4 protein-coding genes and 1 rRNA gene are annotated in these 3,473 nt (G+C 53.5%); 2 read left to right on the top strand and 3 right to left on the bottom strand.

The window, feature by feature from the left end; all coding sequences use genetic code 11:
• Window positions 1-180 (bottom strand): hypothetical protein (locus tag MVD07_RS00655; protein WP_297497233.1); only part of this gene is annotated, 180 nt, incomplete at its 3' end.
• 80 nt (window positions 181-260) lie between these two features.
• On the opposite strand from MVD07_RS00655, the gene MVD07_RS00650 reads away from it, so the two are divergent.
• The gene (locus tag MVD07_RS00650) at window positions 261-1,478 is read left to right on the top strand and encodes a cell wall-binding repeat 2 family protein (protein WP_297497230.1); all 1,218 of its coding nucleotides are present in this window, start codon (window positions 261-263) and stop codon (window positions 1,476-1,478) included.
• On the opposite strand, the gene MVD07_RS00645 is transcribed toward MVD07_RS00650, so the two are convergent.
• Window positions 1,479-1,841 carry a ribonuclease P protein component 4 gene (locus MVD07_RS00645; RefSeq protein WP_297497227.1) on the bottom strand — a complete coding sequence of 121 codons (363 nt, stop codon included), beginning with the start codon at window positions 1,839-1,841 and terminating at the stop codon, window positions 1,479-1,481.
• Window positions 1,841-3,325, bottom strand: a complete 1,485-nt coding sequence (locus tag MVD07_RS00640; RefSeq protein ID WP_297497224.1) for a hypothetical protein — start codon at window positions 3,323-3,325, stop codon at window positions 1,841-1,843. The genes MVD07_RS00645 and MVD07_RS00640 overlap by 1 nt, the downstream gene beginning before the upstream one ends.
• Before the next feature lie 52 nt (window positions 3,326-3,377).
• On the opposite strand from MVD07_RS00640, the gene rrf reads away from it, so the two are divergent.
• Window positions 3,378-3,473: ribosomal RNA gene (gene rrf / locus MVD07_RS00635) — 5S ribosomal RNA — on the top strand; the annotation flags it as partial.

Genomic DNA, 3,473 nt, shown 5'->3' with positions numbered 1-3,473 from the left:
CCTGTGAGGGCCGTTGCCATACTGGAAGAATAACACCCCTTCTAAGATTTTAAAGGCTGTTATTTTCCAGTCGAGCCGGTGGGGGTTAGTCATGCCTTTTGGAACGTTTTGGAACGATATGAACCCTTCTTTTTTCATCCGGGAAAAGTTAGAAACGGCCTGAAGAATCCGTTTTTCCACTAAATTCCATTATTGTTCCTCCATTTCCTGAAAAAAGCTTAAATAGGGCTTTTTTCATAACCAAAAGCGAGGTGATTGATATGGTGTGGAAAAAGTGGGTGGCAACAGTCATAGGACTGCTGCTGATTGGCATGGCCTTTGGGGCTGCGGGGGTCAGTGCGGCCTCAACCGGAAGCCAGAAAGCGGTGACCGTCATACTGGTGAGCGACAACACCGCCGACAGTGGCGTCGCCAAGTTGCTTGCAAACGCCACGGGTGGGGTAATAGTGACGACCCCCTGGGGCATCTATGAACCCAACGTTACGGCGGAGATATTGAGCTACGCGCCAGATCAAGTTATAATAATAGGTGGTCCCATGGCGGTCGTTAACCAGTACGTCACCGACCTCCAGGGATACAACATAACCGTCTATCGCTGGGGAGGGATAAACAGGTACGAGACGAACCTCATAGCCCTTGAGATGGCCAAGGGCAAGGGACTCCTCAAGAAGGATAACGTAACTGTATTTGCCCCCGGCAACGACACCGTTGCTATTCAGGAGGCCGTTAAGATAGCAATCCAGAAGGGAGGGATCGTTGTTTACGTCAACAAGACGGTCTCCATAAACAAGCTCAACAAGACCATAACCATAAGGAAGGCCATCGTCGTCAACACTCCCGTGAGCAAGGGCCTTGCCAAGGGCCTGATGAAACAGCTCTTCCGCCACAATTCGAGTGCTGTTGATATAACCGTGAACGTCACCGGCCAGGTTCAGTTCCTTGAGAAGCTCATCCAGCTCAGGATAGAGAGAATCGAGGAGATAGCCAACATGACCAACTCGACAGAGCTACTCAGCCTCGCCCAGAACCTCAGTGCCGGCCTCGATGAGGTGAATAAGCTTCTCCAGGCGGGGAACACAACACAGGCCTACAAGAAGCTGCTCTGGCTTCAGGTGAGAAGCCAGTTCGTCCTCAAGAGGACAAACTTTGTCCTCGTCAAGGAGATGACCCACGGCAAGTTTGGAATAATGGTCAGGCTGATGAGGCTCAAGGCTGAGCTAGAGATACTCCAGAAGGCCGGTGTAAACGTGGCCCCCTACAACCAGATGTTGACCCAGGCTGAGGAGTACTTCAAGAAGGGCAACGACGGTATGGCCCTTAAGCTACTCACCCAGCTTGAGAAGCAACTGAGAGAACTCTACAAGCAGAATTGGGCAATACTCAGGGAGTTCATGAGGAAGAAGCACAAGGGCTGGATGCACGGCCCGCGCTGGGGAAGCAACCAGACCTCCAACAAGACCTGGAGCGGAAAGCATTGATTAATTCTTCCTTTCTTTTCTCCTCGCCTTTTTCTCCCTTAAGTATGGGTAGCGCATTATGTGCCCGCAGTTAAGGCACTTGACGACTACGTGGGGATAAGGTCTGCCCCTCAGGCGAACCCTCGCGTTTTTGCCTGGAACGAGAAAGGAGTGACACTTCTTGCAGTAGCGGCGCTTCCACTTCCTAGGGAGCCTTATCTTGGCCTTCTGCTGGACCGCAAGGGCTATCTCTACGTACCTGTTCGCAAGCTCTGGACTGTATGGGAAAACCCTCTCAGCGAGTGTGAACAGCGTTTCGACCCTTTCCCTGGCTATCCTCTTCTTCTCCCTCTGTTCCTTCTTCCTCAGTGTTTTCTTCCCCATCATCTCACCAGCCTCAGCTTTCCGGCTATGGGCTCGTAGAGGTAGCCCTTGGCTATGAAGTGCTCTATTATCTCCCTCGCTGTCCTCTCGGTAAAGCCGTACTCCCTCAGCGCCCTGAGAAACTCGGTTCTCTGGACTGTTCCATCACTTGACGTGGCCTCTATATCGGTGAATATCGAGAGGGCCACCGAGAGGCGCCGGTCCCTTCCAGCGTAGTGTCTGTACGTTCTGAGGAGGGTTGCTCTCTCCCTCTCCGGCAGTTCGTTCACCCAGAGGTCAAGTATCTCTTGGAGCACAAGGATGACGTCGCTAACGAGGGGCCTCGTAAGCCTTCCCTTAAACCTTGCCATCGAACCGAGCAATCTCGCTCCTAGCTGGTACCTCAGGCCCGTCTCAAAGACCATGCCCCGTATCTTCATCGCCTCAAAGATTTCGCCGTATTCGCGACGGTTTTTTGCCAGAAAAGTCTCGAACCTCCTCCTATAACCTTCAAGCTCAGCAAGGTTGAGGCTCGGAACCCTCTGCTCCGCTACGAAGAGCGTAGCTATGAGGTTCGGCGCGAGCTGCTCAAGCTCCCTGTTCCTTTCATAGGCGATGCGCTCGCTTAGTATGAAGGGAACCTCCGAGAGCCTTGCTACTCCGTCGTTTGCCCTCAAGACTGCCCTGGGCGTAAGGAACGTCGCGCTCTTCTCGATGAAATACTTCCTTGCCCAACTCGGCGCCGGTATCTCCCTGACTAGCATCTCCTTCCTTGAAGGGACGTAGTATTTTGTTCCCTCGTTCGGGTCGCGGAGGCGGAAGTCGAGGTCTAAGAACTCGTCGGTGGTCCAGCCCCACCTCTCTTTCCTCAGTCTCATCTCCGGCGGGAGAATCGAGTAGATGTACTTTAAAGCCTCCCAGGCGGAGTAAACCTCGCTCCCGTCCTTGATGGTCGAAAACGTCGTTCCCTCAGACCACGTGAGGTTCGAGCCTATTAGTGTTGGCGCGTTGAGGAAAGAATACACCAGCCCCTTCATCATGTCGTAGGGTGCCTCGATTGTCGATGAGAACAGTTCTTCTATCTCCTCTCCGGTTAGTGCGTATTCTCTAAAGCCCTTCCAGTAATCGGAGTATTCTTCCTTTCTCATCGATATTACATGGAGCATTCTGAGGGTTCCCCAGCGGTAAGCATCGGCAATGCCCTTAACCCTCACGTAAGTCCCGCTCTGGACGGCATCTACCCTGCTGGACTCCGTGATCTTCAGGACGACGTAGATCTTTGGCTTCCTCCACTCCTTCAGCTCTCCCTGAGGGAGGGGGGAGAGGAGGTAATAGGCCGCATCGTCCGGCGCGTATGGAGGCTTTCTTGCTATGAAGAAGCCTCCAATTTCAACCTCGTCCCCGTTCTTCCACCCTTGAACCTCAATCTGAAAGTGCCTGGCCCTCTCGTCAGGACTCAGCGGCCTCGGCCTCCTCAGCAGTGAGAGTATCTCCTCCATCTCCATCGTCCCAAGTTTACCGTAAAGTTTATAAATTCGTTTCGGGAGGGGTTATTGGCACGGCGGCCATAGCGGCGGGGCCACACCCGGTCTCGTTTCGACCCCGGAAGTTAAGCCCGCCAGCGTTCCCGGGTGTACTGCCCTCCGAGAGGGG

Origin of the sequence: Thermococcus sp., from assembly GCF_027008145.1 — an archaeon.
Classification (GTDB): domain Archaea; phylum Methanobacteriota_B; class Thermococci; order Thermococcales; family Thermococcaceae; genus Thermococcus.
This window is presented reverse-complemented; position numbering and strand designations above follow the sequence as displayed.

Bases quoted from the DNA above. Each gene is read 5' to 3' on its own strand.
- MVD07_RS00650 (WP_297497230.1), top strand. From the start codon at position 261: ATGGTGTGGAAAAAGTGGGTGGCAACAGTCATAGGACTGCTGCTGATT.
- MVD07_RS00645 (WP_297497227.1), bottom strand. From the start codon at position 1,841: ATGGGGAAGAAAACACTGAGGAAGAAGGAACAGAGGGAGAAGAAGAGG.
- MVD07_RS00640 (WP_297497224.1), bottom strand. From the start codon at position 3,325: ATGGAGATGGAGGAGATACTCTCACTGCTGAGGAGGCCGAGGCCGCTG.